We start from the raw sequence: 26,185 nt of genomic DNA, 5'->3' as shown, positions 1-26,185 counted from the left end.
TAATTTATTATTACTGCGAATTTTTTGATGTTCCTAAATTGTAATTCTTGCTCGACAATACTTAATATATTCAAAGAAAAAATCTATCCAACGAATGAGCAAAGAACTTGCATTAGTCAAATTTTTGGCTGTAAATTTATAGATATGCTTATATAGAAGCGTTGACGTTATGGTCAAGTACTGATAAGGTTTGACAGATTTTTCACATGTGAAACTGATTACAGTTTAACATGGTTCTCTATATCGTTATGTTTATAGCTTAAGTTGTCCTAGTCATGTCATTATTCATAGACAGGTCATGCATATAGCTAACAATATTTTGAGATGTAGATTTAAATAAGTAAAACCAATCGGAAGAAAACCTTCCTTAGTTGGCATCTTTGGTTCACACTTTTAAAGTAGGCAAGCGCAATCGCAATTTTTGTAAAGTCAGCCGAGCAGTAGCTTCCACTAATCGAAGCAACCTTCATACAATACCTGACCCTTTAAGTTGCTCATTGGGTAATAAGGTAATAACTATCTTCCTGATGGGGTGGTAGTTAACGAAAAAAAGATTAAATTGACTCATTATTAACATTCTCCATAAGACTTATCCTTTACCTTAGAAGGTGAACAGGTGTGTTTTTTGCTATGCCTGCATGTCTTTGGTGAGTGTACTTAGCTAGGCATTAATTTAATGATGCCGTTTTTCCTTCATGGCTAGTTTTGTGAAACGAAAATCCGGTAAACTAAAGCTGGCATGAGATGGGAATAGTTTTTTTGAAAGACGGTTAAGTAAATTATCGGAGTGGTAGAACGAATGTACAATCAAGGTGCTGTTGAGGGTGCTGCCAACACAGAATTAGGTAGCCGCATCTTCCTTTATGAAGTGGTGGGTTTGCGTCAGAGCGAAGAAACTGATCAAACTAACTACCCAATTCGGAAAAGTGGCAGTGTGTTCATCAGAGTGCCTTACAACCGCATGAATCAAGAAATGCGACGTATCACTCGTCTAGGCGGCACAATTGTTAGCATCCAGCTTGTAACTGCGCTACAGCCAGTTAATGGTAAAGCCTCACTTGGGAATGCTACAAGCGTTGTCAGCGAGTTAGCGACATCTGGGGAAACTGCTAACACTGAAGGGAATGGTAAAGCCACATCTATAAATGCTCAGAGTGCTGAAGAACAGAACAAGGACAAGAAAGGCAAAACCATGACTCAAGCGAAAGCCAAAAAAGATCACGGTGACGTTCCTGTTAACACTTACCGCCCCAATGCTCCGTTTATTGGCAAGGTAATATCTAACGAACCGCTAGTCAAAGAAGACGGTATTGGTATTGTTCAACATCTTAAGTTTGACCTATCTGGTAGTGATTTAAAGTATATAGAAGGTCAAAGTATTGGGATTATTCCGCCAGGATTGGACAAAAACGGCAAGCCGGAAAAACTTAGACTATATTCTATCGCCTCAACTCGTCATGGCGATGATGTGGATGACAAGACAGTATCACTGTGTGTCCGCCAGTTAGAGTACAAGCACCCAGAAACTGGCGAAACAGTCTACGGTGTTTGCTCTACCCATCTGTGTTTCCTCAAGCCAGGGGAAGATGTGAAAATTACCGGGCCTGTGGGTAAAGAAATGTTATTACCCAATGACCCTGATGCTAATGTAATCATGATGGCAACCGGAACAGGTATTGCGCCGATGCGGGCTTATCTGTGGCGTCAGTTTAAAGATGCAGAAAGAGCAGCTAACCCAGAATACGAATTTAAAGGATTCTCTTGGTTAATATTTGGCGTACCAACAACTCCAAACCTCTTATATAAGGAAGAACTGGAAGAAATTCAACAAAAATATCCTGATAACTTCCGCCTCACTGCTGCTATCAGCCGCGAACAGAAAAATCCCCAAGGTGGTAGAATGTACATTCAAGACCGCGTAGCTGAACACGCAGATGAATTGTGGCAATTGATTAAAAATGAAAAAACTCACACATACATTTGCGGTTTGCGCGGTATGGAAGAAGGTATCGATGCAGCCTTAACTGCTGCTGCTGCTAAAGAAGACGTAACCTGGAGTGATTACCAAAAGCAACTCAAGAAAGCTGGTCGCTGGCACGTAGAAACATACTAAATTAGTCATTAGTCATTGGTCATTAGTCGTCAGCAAAGGACAAATGACAAAGGAAGCAGGATAATCAGTAGGTAGGGCAAACGCTCTACCTACAATTGTTATTGGTAAAATTGGGTGCAAAATGGGTGTGAAACTAGGAATACTGGGATTAGGCACCGTGGGAACGGGAACAGTGCAGTTGTTGCAAGATAGCGCTGGACGTCACCCATTGTTGCAAGAGATAGAAATCTATCGGGTGGGAGTACGATCGCTCGACAAACCTCGTGCAGTAGAATTGTCTACAGAAGTATTAACCACAGATTTAGAATCAATTGTCAACGATCCGGCGGTAGATATAGTTGTCGAGGTGATGGGCGGACTAGAGCCGGCGCGATCGCTAATTCTCAAAGCTTTGAGTAATGGTAAGCATGTAGTCACCGCCAATAAAGCTGCGATCGCCCGCTTTGGGGTGGAAATTTTCACAACAGCCAATCAAGCTGGCGTATACGTCATGCTAGAAGCTGCTGTGGGTGGCGGTATTCCAGTGATTCAGCCCCTAAAGCAGTCGTTAAGTGTTAACCGTATTAATACTATAACTGGTATCGTTAACGGTACAACTAACTACATCCTCACCCGGATGCAAACAGAAGGCAGCAACTTCAACGATGTTTTGGCTGATGCCCAGCGCTTGGGTTATGCTGAGGCTGACCCTACAGCTGATGTTGATGGCTTAGACGCAGCAGATAAAATTGCCATTTTGGCATCATTAGGCTTTGGTGGACGCATCAATTTACAAGATGTTTATACCGAGGGCATTCGGCAAGTTAGTAAAACAGATATTGCCTACGCCGAAAAATTGGGATTTGTGATTAAATTATTAGCGATCGCTAAACGTGATATTCCCTCATCTCACCTTTCCGTCAGAGTTCATCCTACATTAGTGCCCCAAGCCCACCCTCTGGCTAGCATCAACGGCGTTTACAATGCCATTCTTGTGGAAGGAGAACCCATTGGGCAAGTAATGTTTTTTGGCCCCGGTGCTGGTGCTGGTGCAACCGCTAGTGCTGTGACATCAGATATTTTGAATTTAGTTGCTATCCTCAAAACCAATACAGTAGTTGCAAATCCTTTAATAGCTTGTGGACATCAGGAATATTGCCAAATTGCGCTGATGGCAGAATTGATAACTCGGTTTTACGCCCGTTTCCTCACCAATGACCAACCTGGAGTTATCGGGAAATTGGGTACTTGCTTTGGTAATTATGGCGTTAGCTTAGAGTCAATTGTCCAAACTGGCTTTCAAGAGGAACTAGCAGAGATTGTGGTTGTCACCCATGATGTACCAGAAGGTAGTTTTCGGCAAGCTTTAGCAGAAATTCGGGATTTATCAGCGATCAAAAGCATTCCTAGCTTACTGCGTGTACTTTGAGATTAATGTTTTAGCGATCGGCGTTGGTGGGATTTGCAGGGTAATTTGTTGTTGACTGGTGAGGAAAGAGCCGAACAGGAATCCCAACGGGCTGAACAGGAAAGACAAAGAGCCGATCCGTCTAATTGCCCAATTGAGGGCGCTTGGTGTTGAAACGGAAGTATAGGTTTTTAGCTTTAAGGTGTGATTGCTGTGACGTTACCGGAGGTGATCGCGCCAATTTTGGATGTGCCTGGGGAAGGTAAACAACTAATAGACTAGATCGTAGAGGCGCAAAATTTCACGTCTTTATTATTTAGCCAGATAGTAACGCGATGTGCGACTTTTTTATTCGGCGTTGCATAAATGCGTGATGAATCACTCAAATACAGGTATTTTGCTATACTTAAAATAATGAAGTAATAATCTAATTGAGTATTTAAGCATATCCACTGATTTTGAATAGCACAGTGTTTTTCGATGTAGTCGTGCTAAGTAATGACTAACGCGAGTGTTTTCACCTTCTACCCGAGTCATATATGTTTTGCTCACGATCTGGTCTCCTGGCTCAATAAAACTAGGGTAAACTTTCCACCCATCTGTCACATAGAAATAACATTGCCAATAGAAAACAATATCCCAAAGGGGTTTAAATGTTTCTCCACTATGATCACCCAGTACCCAAGCCAAAATACCTTCACGAAAGTGATTTACTGCTGTCGACAACCAAATTTTGCTTTTCTTGAACCGACAAAAGTTTCCAGTTCATCTAACTCTCCAACTTCTGGTATCTCGTTGATTGACGGTGCATCTGGAAGTTTTTCACCAATAAGTTTTAACCAATAAATTACGGTTGTATGATGAACTCCCTTGGAACGCTCCATCGCTCGAAATCCCATGCCATTCACGTATGATTTTAAACAGTCTTGTTTGATTTGATCTGAGTATCCTTTTGGTGGACTATAGGCATTGATAAATTGACGACCACATTTTACACAAATGTTATTTTGCTTACCTCTTCGTTTACCGTTTTTCCTAATCTCAGTAGAATCAGAGTATGGACAATACATAGTATAACACCTCAATTCATCCCTTTATTATGCAACGCCTTTTATTCTTGTGGGATGGACATCTTGTCCGTCCTTTCTGGGCAGGCAAGATGCCTACCCCACAATGGAATCAAAGTTTAACAAAATTAAGTTGCACACAGCGTGATAGTAGGATTGAAATACGCCAGTTAAAAAGCCCAATTTGCTGATGTAGTAACACCAAGTGTCACTAAGAGCTGAGTTAACAAATAAGTGTTAAAACTAAGGAGTAAGCGCCGTGATCAATTTGGATGACTACAATCCAGAATTAGCTTTAGATGAAGAAAATAATGATGAAGAACAATATGAAAAAGTTACTTTTCAATATGATCCTGATAAAATTAATATTACGACAAGACAACCAACTATTGAGCAATTATTAAGACGAATTGATGAAGCGGCACTTGATTTAGCACCTGATTTCCAACGTCAGGCAAATATATGGAATCTAGATGCTAAAAGTAAACTAATTGAGTCTCTTCTGATTCGGATTCCATTACCAGCTTTTTATATAGATGCTACTAATGATGATAAATGAGTAGTTGTCGATGGTTTACAACGTCTATCTGCTTTAAAGCACTTTGTTAGTGATAAAAGTAAAGATAGACTTAAGCTAAGTGGACTAGAATACCTCACAAATCTTAATGGCAAAAATTATGATGAACTAGAACTCAGATATCAACGACGAATCTTAGAAACTCAACCTACAGTCTATTTAATTGAAAAAGGGACTCCTACAGAAGTTAAATATAATATCTTCAAAAGGATTAATACTGGAGGTGTAGGTCTTTCAAATCAAGAACTGCGTCATGCTTTAAACCCAGGTAAAGCCAATAAATTCTTGCAAGGACTTGCAAACTGTTCAGAATTTATACAAGTAATTCCACTCAGTGAATCTAAAAAAAAGCGTATGGATGACCGAGAGTTTATACTTGGTTATCTTGCGTTTATGCTCACTTCGTATAAAGATTATAAAGAAAATTCTAGGGATGTATTTTTGAGTGAAGCTTTATCTAAAATAAATGATTTAAGTGATGCTGAATTAATAAATATAAAAGAAAATTTTAAAAAAGCAATGCTGGCAGCTTATGATATTTTTGAAAAAAATGCTTTTCGGAAAATTTCTAACAAAAATAATAGGAAGTTTCCACTAAATAAATCTCTATTTTAAACTTGGTCAATACATCTTAGTCAACTAAATGATAAAGAAATACAAATTTTAAAGAAATATAAATATAAACTAACTGAGACTTTTATTCAATATGTAGATGACGATAAAGAATTTCTTGCATCTATATCCCAAGCTGCTAAAAAAGCTGAGTATAGATTTGAGATTATTGGTAAAATAATTCAGGAAGTGCTTTCATGATTCGTTATCTTCGTATAATTAACTTCAAAAAATTTGAAGACCAGTTGCTTGAATTTAGACCTTTAACACTAATATCTGGACTTAACAGCACTGGGAAATCCTCTGTGCTTCAATCACTACTACTACTACTACTACGGCAATCTTATCAACAGGATTTATTGCCAAAAACTGGCTTGGCACTAAATGGGGAATTAGTAAATATTGGTACAGCACAAGATGCCCTTTATGAGAGTGCAAAAGATAACCATATAAGTTTTGAGATTATCTGGGAAAAGTATGAAGGTACATGTGATTTTAATTACAACCCAGATGAGAAAGAAGAAGATGTTTTAAATGTAATTTCAGAACCAAATGAATCTGAAATTCGTCAATCATATATTTTTAGCAAATATTTTCACTACCTTCGAGCAGAACGAATCGGCCCACGTTCATTTAATGAAATGTCTGATTATCAAGTTAGAAGACTTAGACAAATTGGTACTCAAGGAGAATATACAGCCCATTTTCTTTATATTTATGGAGATGAAGCAATACCCATACCAAATCTAAGCTATCCACAAGCAAAATCAATGAATCTGATAGATCAAGTGGAAGCATGGATGAGAGAGGTTAGTCCTGGTATACGTATTGAAATAGAAGCTAACTCAGCGATGGGTTTGGTGAGTATCAAATATTTTTATGGAGATAGTAATCGTTACCGTGCAACCAACGTTGGTTTTGGAATTACCTACACTTTATCAATTATTGTAGCTATACTTTCATCTCCTCCTGGTACACTAATCCTAGTTGAAAACCCGGAGGCTCATCTTCATCCGAGAGGACAAGCCAAAATGGGAGAATTGTTAGCACTAGCAGCTAGCTGTGATATCCAGGTTGTGATAGAAACTCATAGCGATCATGTTTTAAATGGGATTCGTCTTGCTGTTCATGGTGGTATTATTTCCCCGCATTATGTCCAGTTGCATTACTTTGAGCAACAAGAAAAACAAGGACAAGCTTTGACAAAAGTAGTTTCACCACGCATTGATCGGAATGGCAGAATTGATCGATGGCCTGATGGATTCTTTGATGAGTGGGAAAAAAGCTTGGATGTTTTGTTAGAACCTGCGGGAGACTAGATGTGGAGATTGACTTAGTATTAAATGAACTTTCTCTAAAAAATCTTGCTTCTAATAAGGAAACAGCGCGACAGTGGATGTCTAACTTCATTAACACTGTAAAAGCAGTTAAAGCTCAGGGTGTGAAAGTATATCTTCGCACTAAAGATAACTTTCATGCAACTATACTTGCTCCTGACTATCCTTTACGTCGTTGGCTTAATGATAAAGAAGTAGATCAAGTTGAACAAGGTTTTATTAGAAATCTAGCAACAGGAAGTCCTTTCTCAACTAATATTACAAATTTAGATATTCAAGATATTGAAAATAACGCTGGCTTGTCTGAATTTTGGCATCAGGGAGAACTAGCAATTGGACTTGGTGTAGCTCATTTGCTTGACACAATAGCAATTAGCTTTATATCTAAGGAATGCTGGAACTTTAGCCGCCTAGAACTCGAAGCAAGGCGACTTAATGAAAATGAAGAAGTAATCAATGATATTTTAGAAATTCTCCATGTTAGTCGTAGCAATGATGTACAGGAACATACTGAGTGGATACAAAACCGCATTCGGACTGGAGTTATCGATGGTGACGATCTTTGGGAACGAAAACGAGAATTATTTCCTAACCTTGAATTCTGTGATGCTATCAGTAAACAGTTAAGAAATATCCGTGTTGGACAATTGGAATTACAACCTGTTGTCAAAACACTATTGGAGCTTGAAAAATGCTCTAATAAATGGAAAAAAGGGTATTTTAATCTTGATGATTATCCTATTGACGAGTCTGGAGAGAGTGAAGGAACTTTGAATAAATATGGCAGAGAAAGAACTTTTCTTTGTACTGATGGCAAAGAACGTCTATTTGATCGCCATATAAAATTGAGATTCTGCAACTGGCAAATTCATTTCTTTGCAGTAAAACCAGGACAAGTCATTATTGGCTATGTTGGTCGCCATCTTCCTACAGTGAAGTATAGAACTTAATAGAAATATTGCGTAGGCGAAGCCCGTCGTAGACATCGCCCCATCTCTCCTTCCATTGCTAAACTAATAAACAACCCTTACTCCTGCAAAGGTAATCTTATGACCTCTGCAACCAATCCAACCACCGACGAACTCACTCCTTTCCCTGACCATACGCAGCTACCAGAGTCTGATGGTACTTTCGTGAAAAACTTTCAGGAACATCCCCAAAGCATTCTCATCACAGACTCGATTAAACCGATATTGCAAAAACGTCATCCTGATAGACAATACTGTATTGGTCAAGATAGCGCTATCTACTGGCGCATGACTGACCCCCCAGAAAAAGGAGCAGAAGCACCAGACTGGTTTTATGTACCGAATGTACCACCCTTGCTTGATGGGCAAACACGGAGGTCTTATGTACTGTGGCGAGAATTTATTGCCCCATTGATTGTATTGGAATTTGTTTCTGGAGATGATAGTGAGGAGCGAGACAAAACTCCGTGGAAGGGTAAATTTTGGATTTATGAGCAGGTGATTCGTCCTCCCTTTTACGGCATTTATGAAGTGAATAAAGCCAGTGTGGAAGTTTATGAATTAATTGGTGGACAATATCAGTTATTAACAGCAAATGAACGTGGACATTATCCTATACATCCTTTAGAGGTTGAGTTAGGTCTATGGCAGGGACAATATCACAACATGGAATTACCTTGGCTACGCTGGTGGGATTTGCAAGGTAATTTGTTGTTGACGGGCGAAGAAAGAGCCGAACAAGAACATCAAAGAGCAGAACGCCTAGCTGCTCAATTGCGCTCTCTAGGCATCGAAACAAATGCATAATTTTTACCAAAAGTCAACTATTGATTTACATCTAGCAACCGGGAAGTTTCTAAACGACTCATCCACTTTCCGAAATAAACTCGATTCGCTTTTTCCTCAGATGGATCTTTAGTATCTATAGGATAGGGCGCCAGTCCTAAAATCGCTGCTGTGGTCACGCAAAACATCGATTTTTGGAAAGTCATACAAATTTGCACTCGCAAATCATCTTCACCCCGGAGGCTGCGACGATAAATTTCATGCAAGTACTCTGGAAGATAATGACGCATATCTTGCATCAACAAGGTGGGAGGAATACCTGCGCCGCCGATGGGCAAAGGATCGGCATATAATGCGCCATACTGGAATCGACTTTGATCTGGGGATATTTGATAAGCTTGGGCGTTGTATGAAACTGTGCCGTGGAAAGGTGTTCCTCTAAAGAAAACTGCTTCTACATAAGGTATTGCTGTGTCTGCTAAGAAAGTCAAACCAACGTCTTTAGGAATGATTTCATAGAGTTTTTCCCGAACTTTGACGGTGTAGGTAATTGGCTTGGATGCATTTTCCACTAACCCTGCTTTAATATGGTCTACAATTTGGGGAATTGATTTGATTTCGCCTTTGTCGTAGCGGTCTGATAAGCTAAGGAAAATATCAGCCATGACTCGCCAAAATTGACCTAAACCAGTGTAGTAAGCAGAAACGCGTAATTGCTCAGTTAAAAAGTCTGGAAACAGTTGGTTGATGCCTAAAATTAAAGGATTATTTTTAAATTTAGCTGTGATGACAGCTTGCGCTCTTTCTTGAAATTCTTTTGTATCTAAATATGTATCTAAACCGCCGCCACCGTGCCACATCATGCCTTTCATGCAATACTCGGCATATTCAAAATTAATGCGATCATGCCACCAGTGACGAAGTAATTTCTGAAAAGATACTTCTCCATTAAAGTATTTAAAAAATGGGAAAAATACTAAAAACTGATGTTCGGCAATATAATTCAGGTTTATTGAATAGGCATCTATAACTACGCCATAGCTTTTAAGAATACCAACTACTTCCACCACATTTTCTGGACTATCGGAAAGTAATGCCTGTCCTGTTTGCAGGCGTTCAATAAACTCAGGCAAAGGTTCGTTTGTCAATTTCTTTCTAATAGTTACCATTGCGATTTCTCCATTAAGTATTGGGCATTGGGCATTGGGAGTGCTGAGTTAGGAGTAGAGACGCGATTAATCGCGTCTCTACAGGAGTTAAGAGTTTGGAATTGTCTCCTTTGCCCCTTTGTCCCTCATCTCGCCATTCCCTACTCCCCATTCCCCATTCTCTTATGCAAGGACATTGCTACTACGTTTTGGCTATTCACCATTGCTGTAATTGTTGGTTCAGTCCAGCGTGCTAACCAACCAGGTTGAATGCCAAAAATCACAATCACCACAGCTAAAATAGCAGCTGGGCCGCGATCGCTCCAATACACTCGTGGTAAGTTGGTAACTTGGGCAGACAAGCGTCCAAAAAAGGCGCGGTTGAGGAGTATTAGGAAGTAAACCGCAGTTAAGCCTGTACCAATCATGCATAACAAGGTTTGCACTGGAAAAACTGGAAAACTCCCCCGATAAACTACAAATTCGGAAATAAACCCGACCATTCCCGGTATCCCAGCGCTGGCCATGACTCCCACAACTATCAAGCTACCAATTACAGGCATACCCCGTTCTGGGTTCAGCAGTCCTTGGAGGATTTCTAAATCGCGGCTTCCAGCTTTTTTATACACAACTCCTACTAGCAAAAACAGCATGGCAGAAATCAAGCCGTGGCTAATCATCTGCATAACAGCACCCAACACGCTTAATGGCGTGCCCGCTGCTGCGGCTAAAAGTACGTAGCCCATGTGTCCAATGGAACTGTATGCCACCATTTTTTTCATATCAGTTTGAGCGATCGCGCAGGATGCACCATACAGTACACTTACTACTGCCCAGGTCGCTAACCAAGGAGCCACATAAGCCCAAGCTTCTGGTAACAAGTTCATGCCAAACCGCAGTAAACCATAAGTTCCCAACTTCAACAACACTCCAGCCAACAGCACAGAAATTGGTGTAGAAGCTTCAACGTGAGCATCTGGCAACCAAGTATGGAAGGGAACTAAGGGAATTTTAATCCCGAAACCTATCAAAATTCCCCCTAGCAGTAAAAGCTGTGTCGTTAGAGGTAGAGTCGTAGGGTTCAAGGTTGCTAGTGCAAAGCTTGAGGAACCACTTAACCAAACCATGCCGAGGAAACTTGCCAAAATTAAGATTCCTGAAACGGCGGTATAAATGAGAAATTTTGTTGCAGCATAACCCCGCTTGGCCCCACCCCAAATAGCTATCAACAGATATAGCGGAATCAGTTCTAATTCATAAAATAAGAAAAATAGCAGTAAATCCTGTGCCAGAAAAGCTCCAGTCACCCCAGCGCTTAATAATAGTATCAAAGAGTAATAAAATTTAGGACGCTGAAGGAATTCATCGCTGCTGTATATGGCAATGCAAGTTAACAATGCATTCAAAATCAGCAGTGGCAAAGATAAACCATCTATTCCCAGGTTATAGTTTAAACCTAAGACATCTATCCAAGGGAGAGACTCGGCAAACTGTTGAGTGATTTCCCCTGGATGGAACTGAATTGCTATTACAATTGTCCATAAAAAAGCGATACTGGCAAAGACTAAAGCCATCCCACGGGCGAATTTACCATTGATGCCAGAGGGCGAGAAACCAATTAAAGCTGCGCCGATTAACGGCACTAGAATTAAAACACTAAGCATAGACGGAATTCAGGTAAAGGGAGCAGGGGGAGCAGGGGAAAAGAATAACTCCTAACTCCTGTACAGACAAGGGTTAATCGCGTCTCTACTCCTAACTCAGTTAAAAAGGTAATTTATCTAGTAAGCCCGATGACCAGCTGATGAATAAACCCAGGACACTAACGACCGCTAAGATGGTCAACATATAGCCCTGAGATTGACCAGAAATGCTGTACTTTAAAGTTTGTCCGCCGAGAATCGTCACAAAGCCAACCAAGTTTACTAGACCATCGACTAAATAGCGATCGCTCCAAGCAGAGATTTTAGATAGGAGTGCTACTGCACCCACTACCGTTAGCCGATAAACTCGGTCAATATAAAAATCATAACCTAACAAGTCCTGCACAAATCTCCATGCCAAGATTCTGGATCTTGACCAAGCTTTGTGTAGATGAACTGTAGACCCTACAACTATCCCCACGACGGTTGAAGTAAATAACCCTAATGCCACAAACCAATTAATACTTTCCCAATTTGGTAGCAAGTACCATTGCTGTAGCATCAAAGGCACCAGCAGAGTCAAGACTGTGAGAATCACCATTGGTAAGGCCATCTGCCAACCAACTTCTGGGGTGCGACGGGTTTTCTGTTGCGGTTTACCCCAAAATACTAATCTGAATACTCTGGTTAAGTTCAATGCTGTTAAGCCATTGACTAATAATAAAACCCCAATTACCCAAGGGCTAATATTCACAAAACCGTCAGCCCATGCTAACATTGCCCAAAAGCTTCCTAATGGTAGTAGTGTTACCATTCCGGCTGCACCGACAACAAAGGCAGTGGTGGTAGCTGGCATTCTTGACCACAAACCGCCCATTTCTGTTAAGTCTTGGCTTTGGGTAGTCAAGATTACTGAACCGGAACTCATGAATAATAATGCTTTAGCGATCGCATGAGTTAACAGCAACATCAAGGCCACTCCCCCTTGCTGCAACCCCACCGCCAAAAACACTAAGCCCATGTATGCACTGGTGGAATGAGACAGCGATCGCTTAATGTCAATTTGAGCTATGGATACTAATGTGGCCCCAATTGCCGTTACCGTTCCCATTACGACTAATACATTCAAGGCAACTGGCGACAGGGCTAACAATGGTTGCAGTTTATACAGTAAATAAGCACCACCAGCTACTACCAGTGAGTTTCTCATTACCGAGGCGGGGTTAGGTCCTTCCATTGCTTCATCCAACCAAAGATGCAGGGGAAATTGGGCGCATTTACCAGCAGGCCCAGCAATTAATGCCAACCCCAGCAATGTGGATGTCACTGGGCTTAAATTCGCTGTTTGCGCCCACTCATATAAATCCGAAAAGTTCAAACTCCCAGCTAAAGTGGAAAGCGTTACCACTCCCATCAGCAGTAACAAGTCTCCTACCCGTTTGGTTAAAAACGCATCCCGCGCCGCCGTTACCACTAGAGGTTGAGCATACCAGAATCCCACAAGCAAGTAAGTCGAAAGCGTCAGCACTTCCAAAAGCGCATAGCTGAAAAACAAAGAATCACTGATTGCTAAAGCACTCAGGGCTGCTTCAAAAAATCCCAGCAGCGCAAAAAAACGTGCCAACGACCAGTCTTTTTCCATGTAACCCAGGGCGTAAACTTGTGCAAGTAAGCTTAACCCTGTAATTAAAACTGTTGCCCCAATACTGACTGCCGAAAGTTCCAAGGCAAAAGATAAGTCTAAATCAGCAGCTTTGAACCACGTCACTAGTAACTTTTCTGGTTCTCTATCCCAGATAATTTTAAATACAAACAGACTATGGGTAAAAGCCAAAACCGTCGTTAACAAATTTATGTATGCCGCAGGTCTTGGCCCGGTTCGCCTAATTATTCCTATTCCCCACGGCAACGTCAAAATTGCGCCTAATAAGCTATATAAAGGCACAAACCAACTTGTTAAAAATATAAATTGATGCATTTAAATTCACCTTGACGACTCAGCCTTAATTTTAAAAAAGCTTTTATACTATTATTTAGTTTATAAAATTAATTTAGTAGAAACATCAATATTTTTTACTCTTGTTAAAACTAAATTATCATAAGTATTTTTACTTTACTTTATTCTATTAAACTTCCATAAAATATAACTTTACATAGGTTAAAGCATTTACTTGCTTTAACCTTACCTTTGTTTTGACATTCTTATTTCTACTTGGAACAAAGTAATTTATACGATATATTTGAAAAAATTATATATTTTTCACTTAGTCCTTGTAAATATAGCAACAATTGGCAGAACCTAGATACAGCACAAGATACAGCATCTTGTCCTCCCTCCCCAGATAAAATTACCCTTGGTTATGAATCTCGTTTTGTAAATGTGATAAAGAAATTATAAAGCATAAGTGCCTCCTCTAGGAATCAGTGAACTTTTATTGCTTAGGAGGACAGATAAATTTTTGTTAAGTTTTTTAAAACTTTCTTATCATAAACTATTATAGTAATTTATATTGCCAGGAAGGCCAACCTTTCCTATGCTTAATTTGGAAGTGTTTTCTTAGCTATTAAGATAAAGCTCTCCCCGTCAAAAATTTCAAGCGACAGTACAGATTGGATTAATATTGTAGGAGTTCTGCGATGCCAATTGCAGTTGGGATGATTGAAACGAAGGGCTTTCCAGCAGTAGTGGAAGCTGCTGATGCGATGGTGAAAGCCGCCCGTGTGACTTTAGTAGGGTATGAAAAAATTGGTAGCGCTCGCGTCACCGTGATAGTTAGGGGAGATGTATCGGAAGTACAAGCTTCCGTAGCTGCTGGGGTTGAAGCGGCAAAAAGAGTCTTTGGTGGTGAAGTGTTATCTACTCACATCATTGCTCGTCCTCACGAAAACCTTGAATACGTCTTGCCGATACGTTACACAGAAGCAGTGGAACAATTCCGTACTTAAAAGCTGTTTAAACAAAGTAATTAACGCTCTTTGCCTAATTGAGCATCACTTTTGTCCAAGGCTAAAAACTTTGAAATAGGGATTAAAACTAATGTCAATTGCAGTAGGAATGGTTGAAACGCTAGGCTTTCCAGCAGTAGTGGAAGCTGCTGATGCAATGGTGAAAGCTGCCCGTGTTACTCTAGTAGGCTATGAAAAAATCGGCAGTGGTCGAGTTACCGTGATTGTTCGGGGTGATGTGTCGGAAGTACAAGCTTCTGTAGGTGCTGGTGTTGAATCAGTCAAGCGAGTCAACGGCGGACAAGTGTTATCTACTCACATCATTGCTCGTCCTCACGAAAACTTGGAATACGTCCTACCAATTCGTTATACCGAAGATGTAGAGCAATTCCGGGAAAATGTAAATGCAATTCGTCCTTTCGGTAGAAGACCGTAATTAAAGAATGCAAGTCGCCAAAGTTCGCGGCACAGTAGTTAGTACACAAAAAGATCCAAGTCTTCGAGGTGTCAAACTACTGTTGTTACAATTAGTGGATGAAGACGGCAACATCCTGCCACAATACGAAGTAGCAGCAGATATTGTAGGAGCAGGAGTAGATGAGTGGGTACTTGTCAGTACTGGCAGTGCCGCTCGTCAAGTTATTGGCAATGAACAACGACCATTAGATGCAGTGGTAGTAGCGATCATAGATACAATTCACGTTGAAGATCGCCTCATTTACAGCAAAAAAGATCAATATCGATAAGTCATTAGTCATTTAGTCATTAGTCACTTGCTCTCGACAAAAGACAAATGACAAAAGACAAATGACAAATGACAAATGACAATACAGGAGGAATCTCGAAATGGCAGTCCGCAGCACGGCGGCACCTCCAACCCCGTGGTCGAGGAATTTATCTGAAGCCCAAATCCATGAAACAGCCTTTGTACATTCATTTTCCAATCTGATTGGAGATGTACGCATAGGTGCAAATGTAATCGTTGCTCCGGGGACTACGATTAGAGCGGATGAAGGCACACCTTTTTATATTGGTGAAAACACTAATATTCAAGATGGTGTTGTGATTCATGGATTAGAGCAAGGTCGAGTCATTGGCGACGATCAAAAGAAATACTCGGTTTGGGTAGGTAAAAACACTTGCATTACCCACATGGCTCTAATTCACGGGCCAGCTTATGTAGGAGATAATTCCTTCATTGGCTTTCGCTCTACGGTGTTTAATGCCAGAGTGGGTGCAGGTTGCATCGTGATGATGCACGCTTTGATTCAAGACGTAGAGATTCCCGCAGGTAAGTATGTACCTTCGGGAGCGATAATTATCAATCAGCAGCAAGCTGACCGCTTGCCAGATGTGCAAGATCAGGATAAGGACTTTGCTCATCATGTGGTTGGGATTAATCAAGCGCTGCGAGCTGGTTATCTTTGTGCTGCGGATAGCAAATGTATTGCACCAATTAGGGATGAGAACACTAAATCTTATACAGGTAATGGTGTTACTGTTTTAGAGCTAGAAAGGAGTAGTGAAGTGTCGAGCAATAGCTTGGGTGCAGAAACAATAGAGCAGGTGCGCTATCTATTGGAGCAAGGGTATAAGATAGGTACAGAACACGTAGACCAGAGACGGTTCCGCACGGGTTCTTGGACTAGTTGCCAACCAATTGAACCGAGATCCATTGGTGAAGCGATCGCAGCATTAGAAAGCTGTGTCAGAGAGCATAGTGGTGAGTATGTCCGCCTATTTGGTATTGACAAAGATAGACGACGTGTGTTAGAAAACATCATCCAACGCCCGGATGATGATTTTAAACCAGCTAGCAATTTTAAGGCTCCGGCTAGTAGTCATAGCAATGGCAGCTACAGCAGTAGCTACAGCAGTAATGGTAATAGTAACGGCTCTAGCAGTGGCAAAGTTAATGGCGAAACTGTAGAACAAATCCGCCATCTGTTGGCAGGTGGTTACAAAATTGGCATGGAACACGTAGACGAGCGCCGTTTCCGCACTGGTTCCTGGACTAGCTGCAAGCCAATTGAAGCAACTTCCATCAATCAAGTAATTTCTGGCTTGGAAGAATGTATAGAAAGCCATCAAGGCGAGTATGTGCGTTTAATCGGCATTGATACCAAAGCCAAACGGCGGGTATTAGAGAGCATAATTCAACGTCCAAATGGTCAAGTAGCCTCCTCTGGTAGTCAGAAATCATTTACTAGCAGTGGGAGCTATGCCAATACTACGGCAACAGCTACCAGTAACCATTTGAGTAGAGAAGTTGTAGACCAACTCCGGCACTTATTGGCTAGTGGGCACAAAATTAGCCTTGAACACGTAGATGAAAGACGCTTCCGTACAGGTTCCTGGACTAGTACCGGTCAAATTCAAGCCTCCTCAGAAAGAGAAGCGATCGCAGCCGTAGAAGGACACCTTGGCCAATACCAAGGGGAATATGTACGCTTAATTGGTATTGACCCCAAAGCCAAACGGCGGGTATTAGAAACAATTATTCAACGTCCAAATGGTCAAGTAGCTTCCTCTGGCAGTCAAAAATCTACTACTAACAGTGCGCCTTATGCTACTGCTACAGCAACAGCTACCAGTAACCGCTTGAGTACAGAAGTTGTAGACCAACTCCGACAATTATTGACTAGCGGCTCTAAAATTAGCCTTGAACACGTAGACCAACGACGGTTCCGTACAGGTTCTTGGACTAGTACCGGTCAAATTCAAGCCTCCTCAGAAAGAGAAGCGATAGCAGCTGTAGAAGGACACCTTGGCCAATACCAAGGGGAATATGTACGCTTAATTGGTATTGACCCTAAAGCCAAGCGTCGGGTATTAGAAACGATTATTCAACGGCCTTAAAAAGTTAGGAGTTAGGAGTTAGGAGTTAAAAAAATTGTTAATTCATAACTCTAAACTTAAAATTTCTAACTCCTCACTTTTAATGAACTCCTAACTCTCTATTTTCCGGCTTCTGAGGTTAAAATTTCCATGTCTGTGCCGCTACTGCGCCTCAGCAATAACTTTGATTCTTACATTAGTGGTGAGGTGACTATTCATCCAAGCGCAGTACTTGCACCTGGGGTGATCCTCCAAGCGGCTGTAAACAGCAAGATCATCATTGGGCCAGGGGTCTGTATTGGGATGGGAGCAATTCTCCAAGTCCATGAAGGAACCCTAGAGGTAGAAGCAGGCGCAAACTTGGGAGCCGGTTTTTTGATGGTTGGCAAAGGCAAAATTGGCACAAATGCTTGCATTGGTGCAGCGACAACAGTTTTTAACTGTTCAGTTGATCCTGGACAAGTAATTCCACCTGGTTCAATTTTAGGAGACGCTAGTCGGCAAATTGCCCAAACAGCCGAAACAAAAGAACCAAAACCATTTACGAATAACCCTACGGCTACAAGTGCGCCACCGCAGAAGGAAGAGGAAAATGGCTTAAGGGGAGTTAAGCAAAAGGAAACCTCCTCAACTAACTTCTCTACTTCAACTTTTGTGGATTTCAAACAAAATAAGTCGCTTTCTTACTTTAAATCTCCAGCCACTCCAGAAAGCCAGCCTCCTCCTGTAGAGGAACCCGCCAATGATCCTGACTCCACATTGCAACAAACCGTCCGAGAGTCTACAGAACATGACTCAGACCCCAATCAGCTAGCTACAGAATCCTCTAACGGTTTCGGGACTCAAATTTATGGGCAAGGGAGCATAAACAGGCTGTTGACTACACTGTTTCCCCATAGACAATCATTGAGCGACCCAAACTCTGACGATTAGTCTGAGTAAGTGTTAATTGTAAGTTGTTAGCGATTATCTGGGAAAGTTCATAATGGAAACATCTAATCAACGGTCTATGATTACCAGACAGCGAGTGAGTAGTCAAGAAACCTTCCAGGACACTGCTTTGGGTTTAGTTTCTACCCGTAGCTTTCCAGCAATAGTTGGAACAGCAGATATGATGCTCAAATCAGCAGGGGTTCACCTAGTTGGGTATGAAAAAATTGGTGGCGGCCATTGTACTGCGATCATCCGGGGTGGAATTGCTGATGTGCGTCTTGCTGTAGAATCTGGTGTCCAAACGGCTGAACAGTTTGGTCAGTTGGTTTCTAGCTTGGTGATTCCGCGACCTTATCCTAACCTAGATATAGTACTTCCTATCACAACTCGTTTTACTAAATTGATGGAAGAGGGAAATTACAGCCGTCTGAGTAATCAAGCAATTGGCTTGGTAGAAACGCGAGGATTTCCAGCGATGGTAGGAGCATCTGATGCCATGCTTAAAGCTGCTGATGTTCATTTAGCAGCTTATGAAAAAATTGGTGGAGGATTGTGTACAGCGATTATTCGGGGTTCCGTAGCAAATGTAGCAGTAGCAGTGGAAGCGGGAATGTTTGAGGCAGAACGCATTGGAGAATTAAATGCAGTAATGGTAATTCCCCGACCACTAGACGAAATGGAGCAAACCTTGCCATTAGCAAGTTGCTGGATAGAAGAACGTGAACCGTTAAACTTACCAGTGAATATTAAAGAACAAGTTGCCGAAATTGAGGTACTAAGATTACCAGATTTGACCAAGCTACCGACAAAAATTGCCGAAGAATTATGGAATGATGAATGATGATAGATGAATTTGGGAAAATCATCATTCAGCATTCATCGGGAAGTGGAAGGAATCTTACGCTTTTCTTGTTGTTCTGATAATAGCTTCTTAAATCCATAAATAAAATACTTTTCTTTTAATAGAAGTAATAGAGTTTTGTCTATAATATATAAAACTCATAACTTTCTATGAGCATCGCTATAGCATTTGCAAGTGTTTAGTAATCTAGTTTTATATCGATGAATAGCTATATACAGGAGAACCATCTTTGAAGCAAGCGACGCTGCACCAGTTAAAGGTATTCGAGGCTGCGGCACGGCACAGTAGCTTTACTCGCGCTGCTGAGGAATTGTTTCTCACTCAACCTACCGTTTCGATGCAGATCAAGCAACTAACAAAATCGGTAGGTTTGCCATTATTTGAGCAAGTAGGGAAGCGGTTGTATCTCACCGAAGCAGGACGGGAATTATTTGCTACTTGTCGGCAGATTTTTGAAAATATAGCCCAGTATGAAATGAAGGTAGCAGATTTAAAAGGGCTAAAACAAGGTCAATTACGTTTGGCAGTGATTACAACAGCAAAATATTTTATCCCACGTTTGTTAGGGCCGTTTTGTCAACTTTATCCAGGGATTGATATCTCGCTGCAAGTAACGAATCACGAGCAAATCTTGGAACGGATGAGTAATAATCTGGATGACTTATATATTATGAGCCAAGTTCCAGAGAATATGGATGTGACTTATGAACCATTTTTAGAAAACCCTTTGATAGTTTTTGCACCAGTTAATCATCCGTTATCTAAGGAAAAAAATATTCCGATCCAACGCCTGTCTAACGAACCTTTTATTATGCGGGAACCAGGTTCAGGAACTCGTCGCGCCGTCCAAAGTCTATTTGAAGAAGAAAGCGTTACAGTAAAAGTCAAGCTGGAATTGGGAAGTAACGAAGCAATTAAACAAGCGATCGCAGGTGGTTTAGGAATTTCTGTTTTATCCCGTCATACCTTACTATTAGACGCTTCAGAGTTTAGCATTTTAGATGTACAACACTTCCCCATTCAGCGAAATTGGTACATGGTTTACCCATCTGGCAAGCAGCTATCGATCGTCGCTCGTGCCTATTATGAATATCTCCTGGGTGCAGCGAAGAATTTTGTAGAGCAAAACGCTGATAATGCTTCTAGTACGCTTGAACCAACTCACGGGTAATTCATAATTACGAATTACGTTAACGTAGCGGTAGCGAGTCCGCGATAGCGAAGCGTTAGCGACGCAGGAGCGTCGCGTCATTACGAATTACGAATTACCTAAAGGGGTTGACGGCTAGACCGGGAAGCATTGACAATTAACCAGCAGAACCATTAAAAATGGGGGAAAACTGGCAGTGGTTAACCCGGAAACACCGTCTTGGCGCAAAACAGTACAAAGCGAGATTGTAGCTGTTACCATGTATGCTGACAGAGCATTGGTTACACGGCGGGGTGTAGTTGATTTAACAGGAATTGAACAAGAACTAGTAATTAGCCCAGTACCAGAGATGGAAACTGAGTCTGTCAGAGTTAGTGGTACTGGTACGATAGGGGTGCGTTTGCTGGGAGTAAGTAGCGATCGCATCTACACCACTGAACCTGTAGCGGAGCTTGCACATTTAACAAGGCAAATTCAGCAGTTAGAAGCAGAAAAACGCCACCTGCAAGCTCAAGTAGATGCTTTAGCATTGCAGTCTAGTTTTATCGACGGGTTGCGTGAAAAAACAGAGGAACCCTTTGCACAGAGTTTGTCTCGGAAAAATCTCAGTCTTAGCGAAACTTTAGATTTTTTGAACTTTCTCGGAAGCCAGTATAGTGAGTATGCGATCGCATCTGGAGAGTGCAAAACTCAACAGCAAGAATTAGATAAACAACTACAAGCCCTCCACACCTCATTGCAAATAATCCAAACACCCCATCCTAAAGAGAGTTTTAGCTTAATTATAGGAGTTGAAGTTGCAGATGAAGGTGAGTTTGAGTTAGAAGTATCATATTTGGTGAATCGTGCCAGTTGGACTCCGTTATATGACTTGCGCTTTAGCACCACCAGCGATATTGTACATCTGAGCTACCTTGCAGAAATCACTCAAAGCACCGGCGAAGATTGGATTGGTACAAATCTCACCCTTTCTACCGCTAAACCGGGATTAGGTACACTCCCACCCAAACTTGAACCCTGGTATATTGATGCTCCACGTCCACAACTGTTACGACAACGACGATTTGCTGCCCAGCCACCACTCCTACCTACCATAGCAGAACCGCCTGCTTCTGTTCCTAGAGCAGATTGGCAAGAACAAGATGAAGTTGCAGAGGATAGTCTGATTCCAGCAGAAACCATTACAGCAGAAGTATCCAAAGAAGGGAGTATAGTTACCTTTAAATTGAATAGTGGCGGTAACATTCCCAGTGATGGCGCACCTCATAAAACTACAATTTTTAATGATGATTATCCTTGTAGCTTCGATTATTTAGCAATGCCACGCTTGGTAAGCTTTGCTTATTTGCAAGCTAATGTAAAAAATAATCCCAACGGTGCAACTCTGTTACCAGGCAAAGCAAATATTTTCCGCGACAATGTTTTTATTGGTACAACTCAGTTAGATAATATTGCACCAGGGCAAGAATTCAAACTGAACTTAGGGATTGATGAAGGCTTGAAAATTGAGCGTGATTTAGTTGAACGTCAGGTAGACAAAAGATTGATTAGCAACCAACGCCGGATTACTTATAGTTATCGTTTGTTCATTACTAATTTATTAGAGAAAGAAGTAAATCTGGAAGTAACTGAACAATTGCCAGTTAGTCGCAACGAGCAAATTAAGGTGCGCCTCAGCCGCAGCAATCCGCAAATTCAACTTGGTGAAATGGGGATTTTGGAATGGATTTTAACGATTTCACCCCAAGAGCGACGAGAGATATATTACCAGTTCATTGTTGAACATCCGCCTGAGTTAATGGTTGTTGGATTAGATATTTAAACAACGGAGGCTGGGGAGGTTGGGGAGGCTGGGGAAGTGAAGAGGTTAAATTTAAACATAGCGTTTGGCGATCGCAACTAAAATTCTGTCTGCTGGATCTTTGTGAAACGTGCCTGGTATTAGTGTACTTGCGATCGCGATTATGAATGTATAGCCGTTCTTAGTTGGATGCAATACAAAATTATATCGTCGCGTGTAGGGGCACGGCACTGCCGTGCCCCTACAAGTGTATTGGATTCAACCGAGAACCGCTATATTTTGCCAACACTGGAGTCAAGTTGATAAATAAAACCAAAATCAGCGTAGGTTGTGGAGCCACTTTGCCCTTGTGGTTTCCCGACTTGTACCCCTGCTCTTAAGCAAGCTAGCAAGAGCGTCTCCCCTTTTACCAAAGCGAGAGGCTAGCGCCAAGGGACTACCCAACTACTGACTACCACCATTTTTCAGACACTGGCAATACTCAGTTTGTTTTAGTTATTTTTAAATTGTTTCTATATTGAATTCGGGCAGTGGTTTATTGAATTCGGGCAGTGGTTTATTGAATTCGGGCAGTGGTTTATTGAATTCGGGCGATCGTTTATTGAATTCAGGCAGTCGTTTATTGAATTCAGGCGATCGTTTATTGAATTCGGGCAGTCTTTTATTGAATTCAGGCGATCGTTTATTGAATTCGGGCAGTTGTTTATTGAATTCGGGCTGTCGAAAAAGACTAGTGCTGTCAACTTTGTGGTACGACAAATCATCTATTATATTTCTGGCAAAACGCAATACTATATTCGGCAGGTCTACCTGCTACATCTAGCAACCGCTTTGGGGGTGGATTCAGCTTTGCCCACTTCAGTACATTTGGGGCGCTTTGCTGTCCACTGCTTTTAAGCATTTTGTAGTAGTTGGCAAAACAAGTAGCAGATTGAGGATTAAGTAGAACGAGGTGAAAAAACCAAAGTGTGTAAAGATAAGTAAATACGTATAATGTGTCTACCGAGGTAACAGAGATATCGGCAGCCGTTTAAGGGTATTTCTAGCTCCAGAAGAAGATAAGTTAGTACTACCAAAATTTTAGTAAATTATTATGTGGTCTTGGTTAAAAGAGTTTTTAGGATTGAGAGAAGATTCTGCTTTCTTAAAGAAAGTATCCGTAAGTCTTCCTTTTGGGATTGGTTCTGCTGAGTGGGAAACAGACCCCGCAGAACGCAAAGCAGCATGGTCACTTTACATTGAACTGGTAACACGCATTGCTGTGCAACCTTTGGAAGTTGACACGGGGCTTGTACGTGAGGCTTTGAACTCTTTGTATAGCTTGTTTGGGGTCACACGCCAAGTCCTGAAAGAAGCCGGTCCAAATGTTGGTGCATCTCGTGAGTCAGTAGGAGGTATTGCGATCGCCGTCCTCAATAATGGTCTGCGTCCCTTCCTTGCAAAATGGCATCCACTACTGCAAACTTGGGAAGCGCAGCGCCCACCTCACCTGAGTCCAAAAGAGCACGAGCGCAATTGGTCTGAAGAGCCGAAGTTGCGTGCTGAGTTGGAATTGCTGAGAAGAGATTTGGAAAAGTATGCCCATGCATTGGCAATTATTGTAGGTGTAAACGAGTAGTAAAGAAAAGCTGAGGTATAATTATGTCCCAGTATAAGGTATTTATTTGTCATAACAGTGACGACAAGCTAGAGGTAAGAGAAATTGAACAGAAGCTACGCCAACAAGGACTTGAAACTTGGATGGATGAGAAGCATATCTTGGGGTTTGAGGATTGGAAGAAATATATAACAAACAATATTATTAAGATGGATGCTATTGCTGTATTCCTTGGTTCGTCAGGATTTGGAGAGTGGCAAAAAGATGAAATAAGAACCGTTTACGACGAAATCTCTCGGCGTAAAGAGAACGAACTACCTCAGCTTCGCGTAGGATTGGTAATACTACGAAACCGCAGAGGAACATTACAAGATATTCAGAACAAGTACTACAATTTACCGCAAGGGTGGTTATTTGATTATCAAATGGTTGATGTGCGTAAATCTGACTTTTCAATTAGAAAACTAATTGTAGCTATAACAGGACAGCCGTGGCAGGTATATGACTCTAATAATTTTCCTGATGAGCGCAATAATGTAGATTACACCAAACTCCGTGACTTGCTAGCAGAACAGAAGTGGAAAGAAGCAGATAAAGAAACTTTGGCTGTCATGCTTAAAGTAACTGGTAGAGAAAAAGATGGCTGGTTAGATTATAAATCTATCGAAAACTTTCCCTACAAAGACTTACACACTATTGACCAACTTTGGGTAAAATATAGCGATGGACGCTTTGGCTTTAGTGTGCAAAAGCGCATCTGGGAAAGCGTTGATGAAAACTACAAAGAGTTTGGCGAACTCGTCGGATGGAGATACGGAAGGGGAATTTTGGGAAATTGGCTCAAGTACTCTGATGTAACCTTTAATATCTATTATGCACCGGAAGGGCATCTCCCGATTGTTTTAAGAAAAAAGAGAGTTGGAGTAGTTTATCAAGAACTGAAACAGTTGATGACAAATTGGCAGAATCCAACGAGAATTACCTCCCAGCAATGGCAAAATTTCTGGCTCACATTAGAAAATGAATTGCGCGGAGAAATCGCCCGTGGGATTGCGAAATCTTTGGTAGGAGGCGATCCCTCGTTAAAATTCGACCCCTCCCGGATGAAAATTCTTTTATCTCACATCCAGACTTTTGAAAGTGTAATCGATGACGATGAGGGCATCCGAGTGCTATAAAGATTTATTACAATGCCCTTTTTCACGATATAATCAGCAATCCACCCATCCGATACCTGGCATTAAGCAGTCTTTAAGAGCGATGCCTGGAAACCAAGCTATCAAAAATCTACTGAGACTGATAACATCTTTCTGGAATAGTAACTTGTACATTTATAGATTTGTGCAGATACAATTTCTATAGAACCATCATCTCTAAAAAGCGATGCACTTAAGTGTACGCCAGTGCGTTGGCAATTATTGCTGGTGTAAACAAATAGATTTAGAGGTAAGTAATTATGGCATACAAACATGATGTATTTATCTCTCATGCAAGTGAAGACAAAGATAGCTTTGTTACACCTCTAGCTAAAAAGTTAAAAGACATAGGTTATGAGGTCTGGTATGATGAGTTTTCTTTGAGGCTGGGAGACAGTCTGCGCCGTTCAATTGACTATGGTCTTGCAAATTCAAAATATGGAATTGTTGTAATTAGTCCTAATTTCTTAAGAAAAGAATGGCCACAGCGAGAATTAGACGGGCTGATGGCAAGGGAAATAAATGGTTCAAAGGTCATACTACCCATTTGGTATGAAGTGAACTTTGATGACGTTTTAAGGTACTCTCCCACTTTAGCTGACAGGTTAGCAGTGAAGACTTCTCACGGGATGGATTATGTTGTAAGTAAAATTGTTGAAGTACTACAACAGCAATTTTCTGACACAACCGCTCCAAAGTATGAAGATATTACTCAACATTTATATACTCAGCTTGAATACTTTTTGAAGGTTAAAAACTGGCTAGAAGCTGATAACCAAACATACCGACTCATACTCAATATCGCTAAAAAAGAAAAATATTTAGATTATGACAGCATTAATAGTTTTTCTTGTCCGGACTTACGGAAAATAGACCAGCTTTGGGTTGCTAACTCAGACAAACGTTTTGGCTTTAGTGTGCAAAAGGAAATATGGATTAAGACAGGGAATAGCTTGGGTATCCAACCGCAAAACTGGACTGACAAAGATTCTAAAAATTATCTTCAGTTTGCCAAAGCAGTTGGATGGTATAAAGGAGATACAGACAATGAAATGAGAAATTGTTGGGCGAGTCGCGATCAAGTACTTAAGCGTATAGAAGAAAATGGTGGAGATATGGGGAGCCTACCGTGGCATAACTTTTTTAGTGAGCGATGGTTGCGGCGCATTCTCTCTTCTCGCGTTGAGGCTTGCCAATTGTAACCTTATATATAATACCTGGCAC

23 protein-coding genes and 3 pseudogenes are annotated in these 26,185 nt (G+C 41.2%); 22 read left to right on the top strand and 4 right to left on the bottom strand.

The genetic code is table 11. The annotated features are described in order from the left end of the window. The first annotated feature begins 27 nt into the window (after nt 1-27). The 4 genes and pseudogenes from V7L20_RS32830 to V7L20_RS24045 all read left to right on the top strand — a co-directional run. On the top strand, nt 28-156 hold the full coding sequence (locus V7L20_RS32830; RefSeq protein ID WP_442943620.1) for a helix-turn-helix domain-containing protein: 129 nt from the start codon (nt 28-30) through the stop codon (nt 154-156). Nucleotides 157-799: 643 nt separating this feature from the next. After that, nucleotides 800-2,113 carry a ferredoxin--NADP reductase gene (petH, locus tag V7L20_RS24055; protein ID WP_334746658.1) on the top strand — a complete coding sequence of 438 codons (1,314 nt, stop codon included), beginning with the start codon at nt 800-802 and terminating at the stop codon, nt 2,111-2,113. Between the two features lie 121 nt (nt 2,114-2,234). After that, nucleotides 2,235-3,521: a homoserine dehydrogenase gene (locus V7L20_RS24050; RefSeq protein WP_334746494.1), complete on the top strand. Its 1,287-nt coding sequence runs from the start codon at nt 2,235-2,237 to the stop codon at nt 3,519-3,521. Nucleotides 3,522-3,542: 21 nt separating this feature from the next. Further along, nucleotides 3,543-3,687 (top strand): annotated as a pseudogene (locus V7L20_RS24045) (Uma2 family endonuclease); the annotation flags it as partial. Nucleotides 3,688-3,878: 191 nt separating this feature from the next. Here V7L20_RS24045 and V7L20_RS24040 read toward each other — a convergent pair. After that, nucleotides 3,879-4,570 (bottom strand): IS1 family transposase gene (locus tag V7L20_RS24040; RefSeq protein WP_334746493.1). Its coding sequence is split into 2 segments (ribosomal slippage): nt 3,879-4,232 and nt 4,235-4,570, totalling 690 coding nucleotides; the frame shifts between segments, so codons are not numbered across the junction. Between the two features lie 256 nt (nt 4,571-4,826). Between V7L20_RS24040 and V7L20_RS24035 the strand changes: the two genes are divergently transcribed. The 6 genes and pseudogenes from V7L20_RS24035 to V7L20_RS24010 all read left to right on the top strand — a co-directional run bounded on the left by V7L20_RS24035 (nt 4,827) and on the right by V7L20_RS24010 (nt 8,868). Beyond that, on the top strand, nt 4,827-5,126 hold the full coding sequence (locus V7L20_RS24035; protein ID WP_334746492.1) for a hypothetical protein: 300 nt from the start codon (nt 4,827-4,829) through the stop codon (nt 5,124-5,126). Between the two features lie 15 nt (nt 5,127-5,141). Continuing rightward, nucleotides 5,142-5,390, top strand: a pseudogene (locus V7L20_RS24030) (DUF262 domain-containing protein); the annotation flags it as partial. 39 nt (nt 5,391-5,429) lie between these two features. Further along, nucleotides 5,430-5,759, top strand: a complete 330-nt coding sequence (locus V7L20_RS24025; RefSeq protein ID WP_334746491.1) for a hypothetical protein — start codon at nt 5,430-5,432, stop codon at nt 5,757-5,759. A gap of 194 nt (nt 5,760-5,953) precedes the next feature. Continuing rightward, nucleotides 5,954-7,075 carry an AAA family ATPase gene (locus V7L20_RS24020; RefSeq protein WP_334746490.1) on the top strand — a complete coding sequence of 374 codons (1,122 nt, stop codon included), beginning with the start codon at nt 5,954-5,956 and terminating at the stop codon, nt 7,073-7,075. Between the two features lie 2 nt (nt 7,076-7,077). Continuing rightward, entirely contained in the window at nt 7,078-8,043 is a 966-nt protein-coding gene (locus V7L20_RS24015; RefSeq protein WP_334746489.1) for a hypothetical protein, read from the top strand. A gap of 99 nt (nt 8,044-8,142) precedes the next feature. Beyond that, nucleotides 8,143-8,868 carry a Uma2 family endonuclease gene (locus V7L20_RS24010; protein ID WP_334746488.1) on the top strand — a complete coding sequence of 242 codons (726 nt, stop codon included), beginning with the start codon at nt 8,143-8,145 and terminating at the stop codon, nt 8,866-8,868. Between the two features lie 17 nt (nt 8,869-8,885). Here the strand turns inward: V7L20_RS24010 and V7L20_RS24005 are convergent, their stop codons facing one another. The 3 genes from V7L20_RS24005 to V7L20_RS23995 all read right to left on the bottom strand — a co-directional run bounded on the left by V7L20_RS24005 (nt 8,886) and on the right by V7L20_RS23995 (nt 13,616). Next, nucleotides 8,886-10,016 carry a CO2 hydration protein gene (locus V7L20_RS24005; protein WP_334746487.1) on the bottom strand — a complete coding sequence of 377 codons (1,131 nt, stop codon included), beginning with the start codon at nt 10,014-10,016 and terminating at the stop codon, nt 8,886-8,888. A gap of 140 nt (nt 10,017-10,156) precedes the next feature. Further along, complete coding sequence (locus tag V7L20_RS24000) at nt 10,157-11,659, bottom strand: NADH-quinone oxidoreductase subunit M (RefSeq protein ID WP_334746486.1); 1,503 nt, start codon at nt 11,657-11,659, stop codon at nt 10,157-10,159. A gap of 100 nt (nt 11,660-11,759) precedes the next feature. Then, a complete protein-coding gene (locus V7L20_RS23995) occupies nt 11,760-13,616 on the bottom strand; it encodes an NAD(P)H-quinone oxidoreductase subunit F (protein ID WP_334746485.1) in 1,857 nt (618 codons plus the stop codon). Between the two features lie 659 nt (nt 13,617-14,275). Here V7L20_RS23995 and V7L20_RS23990 point away from each other — a divergent pair. The 12 genes and pseudogenes from V7L20_RS23990 (at nt 14,276) to V7L20_RS23935 (ending at nt 26,163) form a co-directional block, all read left to right on the top strand. Continuing rightward, nucleotides 14,276-14,584, top strand: a complete 309-nt coding sequence (locus V7L20_RS23990; RefSeq protein WP_012410633.1) for a carbon dioxide-concentrating mechanism protein CcmK — start codon at nt 14,276-14,278, stop codon at nt 14,582-14,584. Between the two features lie 91 nt (nt 14,585-14,675). After that, on the top strand, nt 14,676-15,020 hold the full coding sequence (locus V7L20_RS23985; protein ID WP_039748664.1) for a carbon dioxide-concentrating mechanism protein CcmK: 345 nt from the start codon (nt 14,676-14,678) through the stop codon (nt 15,018-15,020). 7 nt (nt 15,021-15,027) lie between these two features. Further along, nucleotides 15,028-15,330: a EutN/CcmL family microcompartment protein gene (locus V7L20_RS23980; protein WP_334746484.1), complete on the top strand. Its 303-nt coding sequence runs from the start codon at nt 15,028-15,030 to the stop codon at nt 15,328-15,330. Between the two features lie 100 nt (nt 15,331-15,430). Further along, a pseudogene (locus V7L20_RS23975) lies at nt 15,431-17,095 on the top strand (ribulose bisphosphate carboxylase small subunit); the annotation flags it as partial. Between the two features lie 90 nt (nt 17,096-17,185). Beyond that, entirely contained in the window at nt 17,186-17,443 is a 258-nt protein-coding gene (locus V7L20_RS23970; RefSeq protein WP_334746657.1) for a ribulose bisphosphate carboxylase small subunit, read from the top strand. 129 nt (nt 17,444-17,572) lie between these two features. Next, entirely contained in the window at nt 17,573-18,355 is a 783-nt protein-coding gene (locus tag V7L20_RS23965) for a transferase (protein WP_334746483.1), read from the top strand. A gap of 52 nt (nt 18,356-18,407) precedes the next feature. Beyond that, nucleotides 18,408-19,196, top strand: a complete 789-nt coding sequence (locus V7L20_RS23960) for a BMC domain-containing protein (protein ID WP_334746482.1) — start codon at nt 18,408-18,410, stop codon at nt 19,194-19,196. 250 nt (nt 19,197-19,446) lie between these two features. Further along, nucleotides 19,447-20,388, top strand: a complete 942-nt coding sequence (locus V7L20_RS23955; protein WP_334746481.1) for a LysR family transcriptional regulator — start codon at nt 19,447-19,449, stop codon at nt 20,386-20,388. A gap of 175 nt (nt 20,389-20,563) precedes the next feature. Then, on the top strand, nt 20,564-22,189 hold the full coding sequence (locus V7L20_RS23950) for a mucoidy inhibitor MuiA family protein (protein WP_334746480.1): 1,626 nt from the start codon (nt 20,564-20,566) through the stop codon (nt 22,187-22,189). A 1,072-nt stretch (nt 22,190-23,261) separates the two neighbouring features. Continuing rightward, nucleotides 23,262-23,786, top strand: a complete 525-nt coding sequence (locus tag V7L20_RS23945; RefSeq protein WP_334746479.1) for a hypothetical protein — start codon at nt 23,262-23,264, stop codon at nt 23,784-23,786. A 23-nt stretch (nt 23,787-23,809) separates the two neighbouring features. Then, a complete protein-coding gene (locus V7L20_RS23940; protein WP_334746478.1) occupies nt 23,810-24,943 on the top strand; it encodes a GUN4 domain-containing protein in 1,134 nt (377 codons plus the stop codon). 278 nt (nt 24,944-25,221) lie between these two features. After that, nucleotides 25,222-26,163 (top strand): GUN4 domain-containing protein, encoded by a 942-nt coding sequence (locus tag V7L20_RS23935; RefSeq protein ID WP_334746477.1) that lies wholly within the window; start codon nt 25,222-25,224, stop codon nt 26,161-26,163. Nucleotides 26,164-26,185 lie beyond the last annotated feature (22 nt).

The organism is Nostoc sp. (assembly GCF_036916735.1).
Lineage (GTDB): Bacteria > Cyanobacteriota > Cyanobacteriia > Cyanobacteriales > Nostocaceae > Nostoc.
This window is presented reverse-complemented; position numbering and strand designations above follow the sequence as displayed.